The organism is Loktanella sp. 3ANDIMAR09 (assembly GCF_001420005.1).
In the GTDB taxonomy this organism is placed as follows: Bacteria; Pseudomonadota; Alphaproteobacteria; order Rhodobacterales; family Rhodobacteraceae; genus Loktanella.
Genome location: NZ_LJAK01000018.1, coordinates 24577 through 39995 on the forward strand (window position 1 = coordinate 24577; position 15419 = coordinate 39995).

The window sequence follows — 15419 nt, forward strand, 5'->3', positions numbered from 1 at the left end:
GGCGTTGACCCTCTGGTCGCGTCAGCACGCTTGGCTTTCGACGCGACCTAAAGATTTCGACAAAACCCGGTTGCAGTTTTTGCTTATGGCAAAAGAGGAACCGGAAATGCCTGATGTTGGATCGCTCGAATACCTAACGGAATGGCTGGCAGAGTTAGATTTTTGCCAGTCAAACGGCGCTATCGTCCGAGGCGTCCCGCACACTGAAGTTAAGGCATGGGCCGAAAATACCGGCGTCAAGTTTCACGGACAAGAAGCCGCTTGGCTTGTCGCTATGTCCCGCGCCTATGCCGCCGAAGTTTCAAGGTCGGACAACAAGAACGCAGATGCACCGTTTGAGGTTTAGTTGAATTCCTCAATGGTCCCATCGTCGTATGCGATGCGCTTCAAGCATGTATCCCACGTGAATTGGTCTGCTGGCAGTTTTCCTAGTGCGTTCCCCGCAATGCCCATAGCGAATGTCTGGAACGCACCTGGCGGTATAACACCGATAGATGGCAGGCCAACCGGCGGGAGCCTCCGCCCAAGTGGGTCATAGAACTGGATATGCCCGTCAATCGCATGAAACGTGCGCTGCGTTTGGTTCTCAAGGTCAACGACGATAACGCCATCGTCACGCGCTGACCATCCAGTCACCGCGACACCTACATCAGCGCGGCCTTGCCTGCATTCTGCACTAGCGGCACCGGCCAGCATCACAGCGGCCACGGTCAATAAAATCTTCATATCTCAAAACCCCTTCTATGTCACAGCGTAAGCTATGGCCCAGTTGGCGCTTCCGCAAGGAATACCCCATATGACCGATGTCGCTAACCTCCGTTTTTCCGTTGACAGTCGCGAATTGCGTCAAGGTGAGCGCGATTTAGACAGGTTCGGGCATGAGGGGCTGACGGCAGAACGCCGCATCCAAGGCTTTGGCGTGAGCGCAACGCGTGTGATGGGCGCTGTCGCAGCATCTACGACTGCGGCCCTAGTGGCTGGTCGGGCGCTAGCATCGTCGCAGCAATACATCACGATGACCAACGGGCTGCGGGCGCTTGGCCTGTCGTCAACGGAGGCTGTCGCGGCATTGGATCAGGTCGCGGCGGTTGCCAAGCGGACCCGCGCACCCCTTGAAGCAACGGCACAGCTTTATCAGCGCGTGAGCATTGCGGGGCGTGACCTTGGCGCGTCGTCGTCTGACGTTCTGCGGTTCACTGAAAACATCAGCCTAGCATTGGCACAAACTGGCGGTTCCGCTGCGTCTGCATCCGGGGCGCTGTTGCAGTTGTCGCAGGCCATGTCAGGCGGCACCGTGCGGGCCGAGGAATTCAACAGCATCCTTGAGGGCGCTTTCCCGATTGCGCAGGCCGCAGCCAATGCGATTGAAGGCGCGGCGGGGTCTGTGGGGCAGTTGCGCCAAATGGTCATTGCTGGCGAGGTTTCCAGCCGCGAATTCTTTGACGCGATCTTGTCGCAGTCGGATGCGCTAGAAGCGGCCTTTGGCAACACCGTGCCGACCATCGGTCAGGCCGTGACGGTCCTTGGCGACAGCTTTACGATCCTGTCAGGCAAGATGGATGCGACCCTTGGCGTGAGTAGCGCAGTGGCGCAAGGCATTCTGTTGCTAGCCGATAACCTGGACCGTATCGCGGTGTATGCGGGTGTCGCTGCGGTTGCGCTTGGCGTGACCTACGGCGGCGCGGCCGCACTCGCTGCGGTGCGCACGGTGACGCTGACCGGGGCCATGACCTTCCTGCGTGGCGCGATCATGCGCACGGGCATCGGTGCGCTTGTCATCGCGGCGGGCGAATTGACGTTCCGGTTTATGAACCTGGTCGATGCCACGGGCGGGTTTGGCAATGCGCTGGCGGCATTGCGTGCTGTTGCGGTTGAAGTGTTCGACCGTATCGGCATTGCTTTTGCCTACGTTCCGGAGGCGATCAGGGCCGGGTCGGCTCAAATGGCCGCGAATTTCATCGGCAAGATCCGGGAAATGGCGCAATCCTTCCAAGACTTGATGAATGGCGTTGTCGAGGGCTTCAATAACACATTCAACGCTGGCCTTGCATACGTAGATATCACGAGCGGTTTCTACGACATGGAGGTTGCCGCGCTGCGGTCTGCTGCTGGTGCGCGTCAGGCGATGGCCGGGATGCGTGACGCTATGTCTGCACCCCTCGAAAGCGTGGCCGCATTGCGTGCCGTTGTCGAGGAGAGCAGCGCGGCGATTGACGACAGCGCAGGGTCCGTTGACGTGCTGACTGATGCACTCGGCGGCGGTTCTGGTTCCGGCGGCGGTTCTGGCGGTCTGTCCGGCGCGGCACGCGGCGCGACCGAAGCAATCGAGGAACAAGGCAAAGCGGCCAAGGCCGTGGAAAACATCCTCAAGGGCTACAACGACGAACTGGCACGCACGGCGCAGGCGAACCGCAACGCGCGGATCGACATGGCGGCGGGCTTGTTTGGCGCGGCATCGGCTGGCGACCTGATGGGCGGTTTCCGCGACATTGCGCGGGACGGTCAGGCGGCGTTCTTTGACGCATGGAAGGCGAGCGGCAACCCACTGGACGTGATGAAATCCGGCCTGTCTGGCATCATGGGCGCGTCGGGTATCGGCGGAATGCTGTCTGCGGCCATGCCCGTGATCGGCGGCATCAGCACGGCGTTTGGTTTGCTCAAGGGCTTTTCGTCCAAGGAACTGGTCGGACAGGGCTTGCGCGGCAACATCGGCGCGAATTCCTACGTTGACGAATACAGCCGCACGAAGCGTTCCCGGTTCTGGGGCCTCACGTCGTCAACGTCCACCGACATGGACCGCAACGACGAACTGGGCCGGATGCTGGGCGGCGCGGCAAGTGCCATGCGCAAGCAAGTCGCTGAGCTGGCGAACGGCATCGGCGGGTCTGCACGCAAGCTGGGGAACGCCTATCACCAGTTTGACATTGACACCCGCAACATGGACCCGGAACAGGCGCAGGCGGCACTGGTGGCCGAGCTGGACGCCTACAACGAGGCGCTGGCACAACAGGCCCTCGGCACGCGTCGGTTTACGCAGGCGGGCGAAAGCGCGGTGCAGACATTGCAGCGCCTGACCACCAATTTGCAGACCTACAACGACGTGCAGGACGTGCTGGGGCTGGGGCAGCTGTCCAAGTCCACTGCCAACGCGGCACGGGCAGGGCGGTTGCTGGAAATCGCGGGCGGCGCGGGTGCTTTCCAGGCTGGCTCGCAGACGGTCTTTGACGCAATGGACCCGGTGAACCAAGGCAAGCAGATTCTGGACGAAATCCGCCAAGCGCTGAAAGGCGACCGGGTGGAAGTCACCAAGGGCTTGCTGACGATGGACGGCGTGATTGAACGCCTTGGGTTCTACGACCGCCGTGGTCTGGATGACCGCAGCGCCGCGTTGATCGGGGTGGCCCCGCTGATCGAGCAATACGAGAGCATCCAGAACGCGCTGAAAGAGACAGCCACGGCGGCAAAGGAAGCGGCAAAGGCAGAGCGTGAACTCGCCATCGAGCGCACGATGGAACTCTACCGCGCCCCGCTGGCGCTTAATGCAAACCGTTTTGACGACCGTTTCGCGGCAACGATCAACGCAGCGCAGGACCGCCGCGAAGAATTGCGAAAGCAGGCTGACGACGCCCAGTTGACCGAATTGAAATTGCAGCGAGAGGCATTGAAGCGGCTGGCTGACGAAGTTCGCGACATTCGCATTAACGGGGTATCTGTCTGATGTTCAATCTTAGCACCATCAAGGCGCTGGACCTTGGCGACGTAACATCCAGCTTGCCTGAGGACGATGCACCTACCTACAACGCAGGGACCACCTACAACATCGCAGACTTGGTGATTGACGATCACTACGTCTACGGGTGCCTTGTGGACGGCACGGTCGGCAAAAAGCCCAGCGATTTTTCCAGCAGGTTTCAGACGCCGCAATACTGGCAGTTGCGCGGCCCCACGAACGCTTATGCGGCTTTTGACAACGTGCTGTCCGTGCCTAGCGTGAATACGTCGGGTGACATGACATTCACCATCGAGAGCCTGTCAAACATTTCTAGCGTTGGAATTTTTGACGCAATCGGCGTGACGGCCACAGCGCAGTTTCACAATTCAGATGACGACTTGATCGACACGCAGTCGGTGAACCTGACGGGCTTTGACTTGAGCAGCCATTACAACTGGCTTTTCACGCAGCCGACCGCTGGCAACACAAACTACCTATTCCGCAGGTTCCCGGCCAACAGCGTTAAGGTTGTTGTCACCATCGCGGGTGACGCGACTGAACTTGGCGAACTGACGATCAATCAAATCGGCTATGTCATTGGCGACGCACTTTATGGATCAAGTGTCCGTATTTCCAGCCGTGCAAAATACGATGACGATGAATTTGGCGTGCCGAGTTACGTCTACAAGCCCAGCCGGATCAATGGGACGTTTGAGATATTTGGTGAGCGCGATTTCATCGAAACGCTTTGGGGTCGGCTACGCAAACTATCCGGGAGGCGCGTTGTTTACGAGGCCGACGAGGGCCGCACCGTTACAACTGGGATCGGACTTGTGCGGGATATTACCGTGCCGATTGACTTGCCGGGTGGCTACAAATTTTCCATCGAAACAGAGGGGGTTCAGTAATGCCCAGACCTACCACGCCGACGCTTGTGCCTTACACGGACACCTTGCCCGATATTAACAACCCGGCGACGTGGGCGACAACAAACCCGCCGCTCTGGACGTGGCAGACGGGCGAGAACGTGACCAACCAAAACAAGGTTGTGACCTACGGCGATGCTGTTGCTGACTACATCGACACGGCCCTCGACGGTGCTGAAACGGTTGTGGATAGCGTGGCGCAGTTGCAGCTTGGCCGCACGATGGGGGAGCCGACTATCTACGACACGGCGGGAACTGGGACTTACGACGTGCCAGCGGGCGCAACGGGATTGCTTGTCGAGGCCGTTGGCGGCGGCGGTGCTGGCGGGTCTGCGTCGGGGTCTGCTGGTGTTGCACGCTCGGCGGGCGGCGGTGGTGGTGGTGCATATGGGCGCTTTATGCTCACCTCACTGGCGACCAGCTACAGCTACACCGTGGGCGCGGCTGGCGTTCCAGCGGCGGCTGGCGACAACACCGGCGGCGATGGCGGTAATACGCTATTCGGCGATGCTGTCATCCCTGGCGGCAAGGGCGGGGCGGGGTCCGGCGCGTTTGACGTGCCTGTCTATGTCACGCCCACGTCTGCGGATACCCCTGTGCCTAGCGGGGTGACATTCGTAGCCGCGCATCGCGGATGGCGCGGTGAAAGCGGGTTTAAGACCTCGGCTGCAACGCGGCGCAGCGGTCAGGGCGGGGGAAGCCCGATGGGAACGGGCGGCGCATCGCTGCAAACCGTTTCCGCTGGCACGTCAGTTGCAGGCAACCCTGGATCGGGGCGCGGGTCCGGTGGGTCCGGTGCTGTTGCCGGTGACGGATCGTCGGGCGGCTTGTTCGGTCAGGCTGGCGGCGCTGGCACGGCTGGCAAGATCATCATCACACCGCTGTTTTGAGGGCATGACATGGCACGCATCACATCCATCGCCTATGACCGCAACGCCCTTGCGAATGCGGCTCTTGAAATGACCCACGGCGCAATCCTCAAGCTCAAGATCAACCCGGCCACCCCGGCCCCGGTGCCTATGTCAATGGGCATTGCGGAAACGGAAGGGGGCGACCCGATTGTTGAAATCGTTAGCCGGGTCAATGAGTTCATTTTGAACCCAGTCAACACCGCCATTCTGAAAGAGGGCGGCAATTTCCGCTATGACATTTGGGACGATACCGACCTTGATGACCGCCAGCGTGTTGCGACTGGCACTTTCAAGGTCCAGCCGTCGATCCTGACATTCCCACAGCCGTTTGATACGCAGTTTCTGCCGGACGCGACCAGCATGGTTGTGCTGACGCAGGCGGAATATGACGCGCTGACCCCGCCCGTTGATGGGGTGGCCTATTTCATCGAGGCGGGCGCATGAGTATCTTTGTCGGGTCAACCGAAATCGCGCGGATTTACCTGAACGGGGTCCGGGTCGCGGGCGGGCCTGTGCCTGCCGTCATTACGGTTTTGACAGATCCAGTCATTGCGCCCACGACGACGGCGCAAACGCTGGACGCGCAGACGACGCAAGGCACCTATGAGGTCAACGAAGGCGCAATCACGGTTGTAACAACGTGGCGCGATGATGCGGGCAACCCCGTCTTGGGTGACGCCACTTTGACCATCGGACAAGTGATTGTGGCGGTTGATACCGTCACCGCAACGGATGGCACGGTGCTGGTCAACGAAAGCGATCCCATCACCGTGGGGCTTGATAACCCCGTTGACCTATTCACTGGCCAGCGCGGCACCCTCACCAACCTGCAAGACACTGGCACGCTGTGGCAGTTCAGCGACGGCACAGTGCCTGTCACGACGGAGGGTGACCCCATCGGGCGGATGGACGACGTATCGGGGAATGGCGAGCATTACGACCAGACCGTGACGGCGGATAGGCCATTGTTTGCGGTGTCTCCGAACCGGGTGCAGTTGAACGGCGCGAACTGGGACTTGCGGCGGGCGTATCCAGTGGGTCTAACCGGGACGATGGTTCTTGCGACTGCGGAAGGCACGCTGGCCTATGGCGTGACGATCCCGGACAACACAAACCTTCTTCAACTTGGCGGCGCTCAATTCCCCGGCACGACGGTGCACAACTTCTTTTTGAGGGAAGGGGCGTTGACACCGGAGGAAGCCGAGGCCGTTCGTCAGGATTTCATCGCGCGTGGTGCTGGCAACAACTACAGCGGCGCTACAAGCATGATCAGCTATTACCAAGGGCTTGGTCAATACATCACGGATTTCCCGTCCAACGCTGATTTCTCCAACGCTGTTGATTGCCGAAGTGCCTTCCGCAATTTCGTAGGCACCACATTCCCATCACTAGCGTTCCCAAGCATGGGACCGGGGGGTGACCTGTTCCGAGGCAGTAATCTGACGGACGTTCCGCTGTTGTCTTTGCCAAACCTGACCACGGCTGCGCGTATGTATCGGGACTGCACCAACCTCACCAATGCCCCGGCTGGTGTGTATGACGACTGCCCCTGCACCAACTGGACAGATGCTTTCCTGAACACCAACCTGACCACCACAGCGATTGACAACATTCTGGTGTCGATCAACAGCAACGGCACATCGGGCGGCACGTTCGTGCAGTCGGGCGGGTCGGCACCGTCTGCCACGGGTGAGGCGGCGATTACGGCCATGCGGTCGCGCGGCTGGACCATCACAGTAACGGGGGGCTTCTAAATGATCGTCACCGTATTCTGCCCAGAACAGCACATTGACGACGCGAACAACCTCGCCATGTGCCTGGCGTTCGGTCCTGCCGATGCTGACACCTACCGCCTTGAAGGCTGGTCATTCGACGGCGTGCAATACGCGGTCACGTCATTCCCGGCACCTGCGCAGATGATGCAGGCCGTGGGCTATCCGCTGGGCCGTCCATCATGGGACAACAGCAAGCTGGTGAACGTCGCTGGGGCGAACCGTGCGCGGGTGATGCTCGATCTGTCACCCGAAGCCATGCCGCCCCGCCCTGATGCTATCGTGGGCCGCATCGGTCCTATGGCACGTCAGGCGATCAACGACGCAGGACTGGTATGGCTGGACCTGTAAACGGCGCTGGCCCGTGGTGGTGGCCCGCCGTGATGCGCCGTGGGCTGACGCGGGTGTCTGGCCTGTTTTTCAACGAGGCGTCATGGATGCGGCACGATGAAGGCTACCACGCTGGACACCCGTCCCGCGTGGAATGCGACCGCAAGTTTTTGCAAGCGATGCTGCGTGATGCATCCGAGACCACCACAACGGCCCGCGTATTCGCCTGCTGCGTTCTGGCGTGGGTATTCTGGGCCGCTGTCAGGATCGGCGGCTGGGCAAGCTATGGGCGATCCAAGTGACCAACAGACAAAGCGGGCGCGGCTCGTGATGGGAGTGCCTATGACAGACGGCGAAAAAGACATGCACATTGCGGCCCTAGAGCAAGAGGTCAGGGAACTGAAGGTGCAGGTAAGCGCACTCTACAGCCTGTTTCTCGAAGAAGATCCAACCGACCCCCAAGCCGGGTCAAAGGCCAAGCGCATCATGGATGTCGTCAAACTGGTCGAGCGATCAAACTGGGCCGCGAAGGGCTTGGTCTACATTTTCCTGACGGCGGGTGGCGTCTTTGGCGCTTGGGCTGCAATTCGCGGGGGGCTAGGCCGATGAAGCAAGTGCAATGGTCCATCATGGACAAGCTGGCCGGTGTCCTCGTTGTGCTGGCCTTGGTTGTGTCCGGTGCCTATCTGGCGGTGCCGTCCAGTCTGTTCCTGCGTGACGTGAGTATGACGGTTGACGGCGACCGCGTGCGCTATGTGCGCGAGACCCCGTTCGGCGATGTGACGGCAGAATGGCACGCAGAGATCACGTTGATCGACGGCGACGGTTTCGAGTGTGCATCCGGCCCGTGGCAAGTGGCGACGTATCAGGCGATACCCGGCAACACCGTCACCTATAACCTTGGGTCATGGGCTGATGACTGCCTTGAGGCCGGGCCGCCATACTACCTGACCACGACCCGCCGCGTGCTGCTGTTTGGCGTGATCCCACTGCGAAAAATGACCCAGCGCACCGAGGTCGAGGGCGAACGTCCAGCACCGACGATTGACGACGTGACCATCATCGTGGTGCCCGGCGAGCAGTAGGGAAATTGAGCGCGGGCCGGGCTTGATACCGGCTTTCGGGTTGTTTCGACTTTACCTTTCGGCCCCCTCGTTACGGTCAATCTGGCCTCACCAGAAATCGCGCAAGTCAACAGTTTGGTCCCGCAGCTAGATCGTAACCGTAAACGGTTCTGATTCATCCGAAATACTGCGTTGGTCCGCGTGTCCATCCACGCCGCCGCGCTCACCCCGCCACCATACCACCCCACACCAATCACATCAACGCCCCGTTCGCGGGGTCTCAAGCCGTGAGGATACGCCATGAAAATTGCAATCGTCGTTGGACACAACAAGGCGGCGCAAGGCGCGGTGCGCGTCACTGACAAGCGCAGCGAATACGACTGGAACGGTCAGCTTGCCGAAATGATCCGCAGTCACAACACGGCGGCGGTGAAGGTTTTCCATCGCACCCCCGGCGGCGGCTACAGCGCCGAAATCGACCGCGTGTATAAGCAGGTAGACGCATGGGGCGCGGATTGCAGCCTAGAACTGCACTTCAACGCCAGTGGATCGTCCAGCGTGTCCGGCGGCGAAACCCTGTCCAGCGGCACAAGCGGCTCGATGCGGCTGGCAAAGCTGGTCCGTCCTGCCGTCGCGGCTGCACTCGGCAACAAGGATCGCGGCGTCAAGGTTCTGTCGCGCACTGACCGGGGCGGGCGTTCCTTGTGGCAAGGCCGCGCCCCTGCTGTTCTGGTCGAACCCTATTTCGGGTCCAACGTGTCCGACTGCAATGCCGCAGATAAGCACATGGACGAATTGGCAGAGGCATACTACCGCGCCGCCGCGGCATTCCTCGGCCACACCGCAGCGACCCCGCCCAGCGTGCAGGCGAAACCCCTCACACCGCCAACGTCCGCGCCTCTGGTGGCCGATACGCCGTCAGACGACGAACGGGGCCGCAGAAGCCAAACTTATCGCGCTGGTGGACGCTATGCGCCTGCTGGCGGATCAGCACGACCCCCGCAACTAACCAACCCGAAAGGAAACACCATGACTAAATCCATTTTCACAAGCTGGACGTTCTGGTTCAACGCAGCGTCCTTTGTCGTCGCACTCGCCACGGCGCTTGCCGATGCTTTCCCCGATTACCGCGAGGCGCTGCTGATGGTGGTGACAATCGGTAACGTGATCTTGCGGTTCAAGACCAGCCAGCCCGTTTCGCTGAAACCCCCGCGAACCAACTGACTGACGCAGGCCCGGCTATCCGGTGACTATGCCCCGCGTGCCTTGAGTGGTGCGCGGGGCTTTCTGTGTTTGTGGTGGCACTTCTTTGCATAGGGCGAAAAGAAACAATCGGCCATCATTGCGGCGTGGTTTTCATGGGTGACCACATGCATTCTGTGGACAAGATTGCGCGACCGTCGTCTGTCCTGATAATCATCAAACCCGGCTCTGTTTTGTCGTCACGGATAACCGCGGCCTTATGTATCAAACGCACCATCAAGATACCTTATAAAAACAAGGCTGTGAATCCATAATGAGGGGATGACAGACCACACCATAGCGGGGCTACTGAAAGCCCGCGACGACATGCTAGGCGAACTGCTGGCCCTTCGGGACCGCTGCGCCAGCGTCTACAATGACATTGAGGCTGTAGACCGGGTGCTAGACGCCTTGGGGTACGAAGGCGACCTAGAGGAACGCCAGCCGCGACAGCATAGACTGGTGATTTTCGCCCGCAACGAATTGCGTCAATTCCTGCTGCGTGAGTTGCGCAAGGGTGAGGCGCTATCGTCGCGCGATCTGGCCGAGCGCATCTGTTGTGAGGAAGGCAAGGACATCAGCGACCAGCGTATGGTGCTGGACGTGACGCGCCGCGTCAGCAAGGCCATGGGGCTGTTGCAGAAGCGCGGCGCGGTGAAGGGCCAAAAGGATAGCTGGGGGCGGTATGCTTGGAGGCTGTATTGACTCTATCGGCTGTCTGATTGACCAGCTACAACGGCACCATCGTATGCCATAACGCTTGATCTGTCAGTCGTATCAAGGAGGCCCCTACGACCATTTAGCTGCTGCATGGCGCGTTGATACGCCGCACGCCGCGCGTCAGTCCGGTCAGAATTGCCGAGGGTGCTGTGGCCGTTTTGCTGCTGTGCTGACATCTTGGACAAACTCCCTTAGCTTTATTGTGTTTAAACCTTGCCTGTCGAACGCGTCAAAAACAAGGCGATTCTTACAAGTTAACTTCACGTATGTAGTACTGGTTCCGCTTCTTTGAAGTATCTTGTTCAAAGCCGAGCGCTCGATATAGCGGCTCTGTACCGGCTAACGGTTGCTTGATGCAAACAAATTTTTTACCTAGCAGGAATGCGTAGTGCTCCGCCGCTGTCAATGCTGTCTCCGCAACCATGCCCTTCAGACCACCATCATAGCTGGCAAAACCTTCTAACCATTTAATAGTGACATAGGAATCCCCTCGCGACGGCATACCGCAGGCCATACCGCTCAAGTGTTGACCGTCCCAAATAGCTACGTCAAACCGCTTGGGGCTTGTCCAGACTTGCCTAAATATTCGATCCCACGGGAAACCGCCTTGAGCATGTAAGGTGCCGTACCTTTTCAGAGCAACCCAGTAGCTAAGAGCTGACTGGTCAATGGGCATGATTTTGAGGTCGCACCCGAATGGGACTCTTTTGTGGAGCGCGTTCCAAGTAAGGTCATATACCGCGTCCCGCGTGCCCTGATACCTATCAATAGCGTCGTAATATGCTCTATCGCTCAAGTTGATTGTTCCAGTATTTCTTATTGAGTTGTGCGACCTTATTGCAAATTAATAGTAGGCAAAACCTCTTGCCGACTTCAAGCCGCCCGCTGCCAGTAACCTTTCCACGACCGGCTTACAGGCGCATCCATCGCGTTCGAGACCAGCACATGCGCCAGCGTGCCGTTGTCTGTGCGGCGATTGTCCTCAAGCCATGCGGCGTGGTTTGCGTACTGGTACAAGTATTGCGGGCTGACTTGGTGGTGTTGGCCCAGAACCATGCGGCGCAGGCGGCTAAAGAAGCTTTCCACCATGTTCGTGTGCTTGCCGTGGTCGCTGTAGATTTCGCTGTGGTTCACGCGGTCAACCATCCATCCGTCGTGCAGCAAGTCCCAGTGTGACGCCTCGTCTGCGGACATAGTTGCGGTGCGGCTGACGTTGTTGATTGCAAAGAGGACGCCTTCACCCTCGTGCATGGCGACAATGGGAAGGGTGCGACCGTCACGCTCACGCATGGTGACGACAACGCGGCGCTTGCCCGTTTGGTGGCGCTTCAAGCGGCGATCTACGCGATCAACCTTGGCGTTGGCGGGGCGGATGTGACCGCCGAAATATGCGCCGTCGATTTCGACGTGACCCTCAAGCGGTGCGCCTGTCTGGACCTCTTGCGCCATTGCCTCGCGCAGCTTGTGAGCCAGCACGAAGGCTGTCTTATACTGGCAGTCCAGATCACGGGACAGTTGGATCATGGATACGCCCTTGGATGCGTTCACGATGATGCAGATCGCCGCCAGCAGGTCCACAAAGTCCATCTTGCGGCTGGCAAAGATCGTGCCGGACGTGACGCTGAACTGGTGCGCACAGGCCTTGCACTTAAACTTACGTCGCGTGGTGATCTTGTAGGTCTCGTCATGGCTACAACGGGGGCAGACAGCCTCGCCGTTGGTTTCAGGCCAGCGCATCTGGCAGAACGTCTTGTACGCCGCATCTTCGCCAGCCTTGTAGATCGCGCGAAGGCTAGTGGTGCGCGATGCGGCTGAAAGGAGGAAGTGCTGTGCCATTGTCATCATATCCGTTGCTTATGTAACGAATATAGTGCGTAGACGTATCGTATGCAATACCTTATGTAACGTATATGATGCTTTTACTTACATAGGTGATACATGGCAGATCAAAGCGAGTGGGAAACCAAGGCGGCAAACCTTTTGAAGGCCGAGTTGAAACGTAAGGGCGTGACCTATGCTCAGCTTGCAGAACTGATCGGAGACAAAGAAGTCAACATCCGCAACAAGTTGTCGCGCGGTAAGTTCAGCGCAGCGTATTTGATGCAGTGCGCTGACGCCATCGGCCTTAAGGAGTTGAGGCTTTAGTCGTCGTCGGGCAGTTCGATAACGTCGTTGACGGACTTTATTCGATATGCAACTGGCTTTCCGTTCTTAGTCGCAACATTCACGTCTACGAAAAAACCAAGTTTATATATGTTTCGTTCGCCTTCGAGCATCTCACTTTTTATACGCTCCCTGGCTAGGTCTGAAGCGTACACGACAGACAACGGCTTCGTGCTAATGTCTTCTATGATGCCTTTTTCACCAGTCTTCCCGCTATCTTTTCGATTTGATTGGTAAAACGTAAGGAGCTTATTGATGTGGTCAAAATCAGTAACAGCGGCGATTTCTGAGAACTGACCTTCTATTTCATGAACTGCTTGCCGTGCTTCGGCGCTGTTGAACTCAACAAGACAATCTGTTTTTTCACCGTCCTTAGAGTAACTTACTGATCGGATAGAGGCCCGTCCGTCTGGATCGTTTGCCGTAGCCATCACGGTATCCATAATCTCAGAAAGTTCCGTCTTGTTTGCTTCTGGCAAGCGACCGCCGCCGTATTTGAACGCATCAATGCTACGCCCAACTCTAGCAACAAAAGATGACGCGATCTGAAGGTGATCCATTATTGCGATCACTTGCGGATAAACGCTAGCGATCACCATGACCGCCTCCATCGAGCCTTTCCGGACTTCTTTTACATAGACCTTAACCTCGCCGTCGAGATCGGGTTTTTCCGCGCGTAGAAACCGCTCAAATTGGCCTCCCAGACCTGCGAAGGTTGAAACGAAGTCGTGGATTTCGACAGGCTCGGCCAAATCCAACGAAACTACTACTGCTGCGCCACCATTTTTCATAACGAGAGAATAAGCATGTTCTGGTTCCATCATGCTACCCCAAAACATCTTGGTGCGTTTGATACATAAGGCCGGATAACCGTGCCTTCAACCGTGCGCGACGTGTCGTAATGATAACAAACCTTCACCCGCGTGCCATTGTATGAGCCTTGCTCGGGGTAAGTGTCTGCGTCGATATGTGGTGTGCATCCCATGTATGGCGCTCCTTTTATGCGTGGTTTGGTTGCAAGTTTTTTTGTGCCTAATGCACGCCCAGATGCGAATACGCGCCAAGTTCGATGGTATACCACTTCCCGTCACTGTCTGGACCCGCAACGGCAAATTCAGCATCATCAGGGTCGCAGTCGTTGCCGTTGTTGTCGAACCAGTTCGTGATTGGGTAGGTCTTACCATCGTCTAGCAGGATGATGCGCAGGGCGCGGTTTAGGGCCTCCACCTCTGCCATCACCCCCGCCCCTCTGCCAGTGCGGCAAGCGCGGCGCGTAGGTATGGCTCCCTGATCTTGAGCCTTCGCGCGACTTCGGCCACATCGTCAATGCGTTCGACCATCAGTGCATCCCGTGCCGCCTCTGCCACGTCATGCGCGGGGACGGTGGCGCGGCCCTCCAGCGCGGATTCAACGCGCTGCTGATAGTCAGACGGCAATGGCTGACTCTCCCATATAACCACTCTATCAGCTTCACGCAGCAACGCCCGCAGCCGCGCGTTCTCGGCCTGTGCGGCGTCAAGGGCGTCGGCGGGGACCATTTTGCACTGATTTTCCCCGAACGGTAGAATTGACCAGCTCACATCGGGATCGAAGGCGTCGGCTGGGTTGATGTAGATTGCGGCAGGAGTCGTAGGTTCAGTCATCGTCCTTGCCTCCTGTGTGGGCGTCAACAATATCGGCGGTGGATAGGGCGCGGATGGCACATCTGCGTTCGGAAAGGATGTTATTGGCAGCTGAATATGTGAGGTGCCGTAAGTCGTCCACGACAGGCACCAACGCCGCAGCAGCCTCTAGCGCCGCCTGCGCAACGGCCTCTAGGTCAGCGCGGGTGTAGGTTCGTTCATCAGTCATCGTCTGTCCTTTCGGTTGTTCTGTCAGCAGCGCCACCACGGCGCGTTGCTGGAATAGCGCACGCACGCGGGCGAGGTCGGTGAGGGTGGTCATGGGGTGAGTTTCCCCATGCAAATTCCTAGACCGGATCGCTGTGCATTCGACAGCGCCGCCATGCCTGACGGGCCAATCGCCATAAGTGCCGTGCCGTTGGCAGGGCTTGCGCCTTCACTCCCATCAGGTCGGATAAACCTGATCTTGCGGGCCACGAACAAAACCGCATCTGATTTCCGCGCGGCTGGTTGGAACCAAGGTGCTGACGTTCGGTCAGGCACAAGCGCAACGCCGTTACCGTGTTCAAAGAACCTATCCAGCCACGGCGTTAGGCTGTTGCGCCCACCAAAAGGCGGGTTCATCCAGATAAAGCCTTCCCATTTTTGGGTTAAGCTATCGGCGCTGATCCATCTACTGCATGGAACGTGCGGCCCACCCTGCGGTGGGGCTGCTACGTCTAAATCAAACCGCAGGCCCATAGCGTCGAATATGTAAGCAGGCGTATACCACTCGTCAGATGCGCCGTTTGTTTCCCATTGCCCCATCATACCACCTCCCATTGCGTGACGCCGTGCGCGGTTGGCCCCGGTTTCGGATCGAAAGCAGTTGGAACCGAACGCGCAAGCCTTTGAAACATATAGCGCAGACAGTTGGACCGCGTCGGCGGCACCGCTTTGATATTGCTGATTTCTTGC

At 58.5% G+C, this 15419-nt stretch carries 21 protein-coding genes; 13 read left to right on the forward strand and 8 right to left on the reverse strand.

All coding sequences use genetic code 11. The features are described from left to right. The first annotated feature begins 4 nt into the window (after nucleotides 1-4). The gene (locus AN189_RS17665) at nucleotides 5-346 is read left to right on the forward strand and encodes a hypothetical protein (protein ID WP_157057551.1); all 342 of its coding nucleotides are present in this window, start codon (nucleotides 5-7) and stop codon (nucleotides 344-346) included. Here AN189_RS17665 and AN189_RS17670 read toward each other — a convergent pair. Beyond that, nucleotides 343-726: a hypothetical protein gene (locus AN189_RS17670; protein WP_056039163.1), complete on the reverse strand. Its 384-nt coding sequence runs from the start codon at nucleotides 724-726 to the stop codon at nucleotides 343-345. The two genes, AN189_RS17665 and AN189_RS17670, sit on opposite strands and share 4 nt — an antisense overlap. Before the next feature lie 193 nt (nucleotides 727-919). Between AN189_RS17670 and AN189_RS17675 the strand changes: the two genes are divergently transcribed. The 11 genes from AN189_RS17675 to AN189_RS17725 all read left to right on the forward strand — a co-directional run bounded on the left by AN189_RS17675 (nucleotide 920) and on the right by AN189_RS17725 (nucleotide 10662). Next, complete coding sequence (locus AN189_RS17675; protein WP_172794949.1) at nucleotides 920-3718, forward strand: tape measure protein; 2799 nt, start codon at nucleotides 920-922, stop codon at nucleotides 3716-3718. Continuing rightward, nucleotides 3718-4620, forward strand: coding sequence for a hypothetical protein (locus AN189_RS17680; RefSeq protein WP_056039172.1), 903 nt, complete (start codon nucleotides 3718-3720; stop codon nucleotides 4618-4620). Before AN189_RS17675 ends, AN189_RS17680 begins: the two co-directional genes overlap by 1 nt. Further along, nucleotides 4620-5528 (forward strand): hypothetical protein, encoded by a 909-nt coding sequence (locus tag AN189_RS17685; protein WP_056039175.1) that lies wholly within the window; start codon nucleotides 4620-4622, stop codon nucleotides 5526-5528. Before AN189_RS17680 ends, AN189_RS17685 begins: the two co-directional genes overlap by 1 nt. 9 nt (nucleotides 5529-5537) lie before the next feature. Further along, nucleotides 5538-5993, forward strand: coding sequence for a hypothetical protein (locus AN189_RS17690; RefSeq protein ID WP_056039178.1), 456 nt, complete (start codon nucleotides 5538-5540; stop codon nucleotides 5991-5993). After that, a complete protein-coding gene (locus AN189_RS17695; protein WP_056039182.1) occupies nucleotides 5990-7303 on the forward strand; it encodes a hypothetical protein in 1314 nt (437 codons plus the stop codon). Before AN189_RS17690 ends, AN189_RS17695 begins: the two co-directional genes overlap by 4 nt. Next, complete coding sequence (locus tag AN189_RS17700) at nucleotides 7304-7672, forward strand: hypothetical protein (protein ID WP_056039185.1); 369 nt, start codon at nucleotides 7304-7306, stop codon at nucleotides 7670-7672. Beyond that, nucleotides 7657-7953, forward strand: a complete 297-nt coding sequence (locus tag AN189_RS17705) for a hypothetical protein (protein WP_157057552.1) — start codon at nucleotides 7657-7659, stop codon at nucleotides 7951-7953. Before AN189_RS17700 ends, AN189_RS17705 begins: the two co-directional genes overlap by 16 nt. A gap of 40 nt (nucleotides 7954-7993) precedes the next feature. Beyond that, on the forward strand, nucleotides 7994-8260 hold the full coding sequence (locus AN189_RS17710; protein WP_157057553.1) for a hypothetical protein: 267 nt from the start codon (nucleotides 7994-7996) through the stop codon (nucleotides 8258-8260). After that, nucleotides 8257-8736, forward strand: coding sequence for a hypothetical protein (locus tag AN189_RS17715; protein WP_056039192.1), 480 nt, complete (start codon nucleotides 8257-8259; stop codon nucleotides 8734-8736). Before AN189_RS17710 ends, AN189_RS17715 begins: the two co-directional genes overlap by 4 nt. A 279-nt stretch (nucleotides 8737-9015) precedes the next feature. After that, nucleotides 9016-9939, forward strand: a complete 924-nt coding sequence (locus AN189_RS17720) for an N-acetylmuramoyl-L-alanine amidase (RefSeq protein WP_056039195.1) — start codon at nucleotides 9016-9018, stop codon at nucleotides 9937-9939. Nucleotides 9940-10239: 300 nt separating this feature from the next. After that, nucleotides 10240-10662 (forward strand): hypothetical protein, encoded by a 423-nt coding sequence (locus tag AN189_RS17725; protein WP_056039198.1) that lies wholly within the window; start codon nucleotides 10240-10242, stop codon nucleotides 10660-10662. Between the two features lie 262 nt (nucleotides 10663-10924). Here the strand turns inward: AN189_RS17725 and AN189_RS19265 are convergent, their stop codons facing one another. Both AN189_RS19265 and AN189_RS17735 read right to left on the reverse strand, forming a co-directional pair. Beyond that, the gene (locus tag AN189_RS19265) at nucleotides 10925-11200 is read right to left on the reverse strand and encodes a hypothetical protein (RefSeq protein WP_157057554.1); all 276 of its coding nucleotides are present in this window, start codon (nucleotides 11198-11200) and stop codon (nucleotides 10925-10927) included. Nucleotides 11201-11550: 350 nt separating this feature from the next. Then, nucleotides 11551-12513, reverse strand: a complete 963-nt coding sequence (locus tag AN189_RS17735) for an IS1595 family transposase (RefSeq protein WP_056039217.1) — start codon at nucleotides 12511-12513, stop codon at nucleotides 11551-11553. A gap of 102 nt (nucleotides 12514-12615) precedes the next feature. Between AN189_RS17735 and AN189_RS17740 the strand changes: the two genes are divergently transcribed. Beyond that, a complete protein-coding gene (locus tag AN189_RS17740) occupies nucleotides 12616-12822 on the forward strand; it encodes a DUF6471 domain-containing protein (protein WP_056039202.1) in 207 nt (68 codons plus the stop codon). On the opposite strand, the gene AN189_RS17745 is transcribed toward AN189_RS17740, so the two are convergent. From AN189_RS17745 to AN189_RS19765, 5 genes are all read right to left on the reverse strand, one after another. Next, nucleotides 12819-13664, reverse strand: coding sequence for a hypothetical protein (locus AN189_RS17745; protein ID WP_056039205.1), 846 nt, complete (start codon nucleotides 13662-13664; stop codon nucleotides 12819-12821). The genes AN189_RS17740 and AN189_RS17745 overlap by 4 nt on opposite strands. 208 nt (nucleotides 13665-13872) lie before the next feature. Next, complete coding sequence (locus tag AN189_RS17750; RefSeq protein WP_056039208.1) at nucleotides 13873-14076, reverse strand: hypothetical protein; 204 nt, start codon at nucleotides 14074-14076, stop codon at nucleotides 13873-13875. Next, nucleotides 14076-14483, reverse strand: coding sequence for a hypothetical protein (locus tag AN189_RS17755; protein WP_056039211.1), 408 nt, complete (start codon nucleotides 14481-14483; stop codon nucleotides 14076-14078). Before AN189_RS17755 ends, AN189_RS17750 begins: the two co-directional genes overlap by 1 nt. Then, nucleotides 14476-14784 carry a hypothetical protein gene (locus AN189_RS17760; protein WP_056039213.1) on the reverse strand — a complete coding sequence of 103 codons (309 nt, stop codon included), beginning with the start codon at nucleotides 14782-14784 and terminating at the stop codon, nucleotides 14476-14478. Before AN189_RS17760 ends, AN189_RS17755 begins: the two co-directional genes overlap by 8 nt. Beyond that, the gene (locus AN189_RS19765; protein WP_367379455.1) at nucleotides 14781-15284 is read right to left on the reverse strand and encodes a DNA N-6-adenine-methyltransferase; all 504 of its coding nucleotides are present in this window, start codon (nucleotides 15282-15284) and stop codon (nucleotides 14781-14783) included. Before AN189_RS19765 ends, AN189_RS17760 begins: the two co-directional genes overlap by 4 nt. Nucleotides 15285-15419 lie beyond the last annotated feature (135 nt).